This window comes from Streptomyces sp. AC627_RSS907, assembly GCF_019049165.1.
The window spans coordinates 1-800 of sequence record NZ_JAGMUE010000761.1; the positions used below are offsets into that span (position 1 = coordinate 1).

1 protein-coding gene is annotated in these 800 nt (G+C 72.0%); it reads left to right on the forward strand.

From position 1 onward, the window contains the following. Window positions 1-76: 76 nt before the first annotated feature. Window positions 77-800, forward strand: a 724-nt coding sequence (locus KUM32_RS38500; protein ID WP_217146451.1) for a MerR family transcriptional regulator, incomplete at its 3' end; no start/stop codon positions are given.

Sequence of the window (800 nt, forward strand, 5' to 3'; positions counted from 1 at the left end):
GGGGGCGGGTTCGGGTCCCGGTTGACCCTCACCTCGCGTCAGGCTCCAGGCTTTTCCCCAACGGGAGGTCACCACCATGAGCTATTCAGTCGGGCAGGTCGCCGGCTTCGCGGGGGTCACGGTGCGCACCCTGCACTACTACGACAAGGCGGGGCTGCTGACGCCGAGCGAGCGCAGCCCGGCCGGCTACCGACTCTACGGCGACGCCGACCTGGCCCGCCTCCAACAGATCCTCTTCTACCGCGAACTCGGCTTCCCCCTCGACGAGATCGCCGCCATCCTGCGCGACCCGCAGGCCAACGCGCTCGACGCGCTCCGTACCCGACACCGCGAACTCACCGCGCAGATCACCGCGTTGCGGCGGCTGGTCGAGGTCGCCGAGCGGGCCATGGAGGTGCGGCGCACGGGCGTCCAGCTCTCCCCGCGCGAGCGCTTCGAGGTGTTCGGGGAGGTGGCGTTCGACCTGAGTTACGCCACCGAGGCGCACCTGAAGTGGGGCGCGAGCGAGGGTTACCAGCAGGCGATGGCCCGCGCCGCCGAGCACACCAAGGAGGACTGGCGGCACTTGATGGCGGAGGCGGCCGAGTGGCGGAAGCGGCTGCTCGACGCGTTCGACCAGGGCGTGGCGCCCGACGGGGAACTGGCGCTGGAGCTGGCCGAGGAGCACCGCCAGCACATCGTGCGGTGGTTCGCGCCGTGCCCGCCCGAGATGCACTGCCGCATCGCCGACGACTACCTGGCCGATGCTCGCGCGTTCGCGCTGGTCGTGCCGCCGGCCGAGCAGCGGCCCGGGCTCGCCG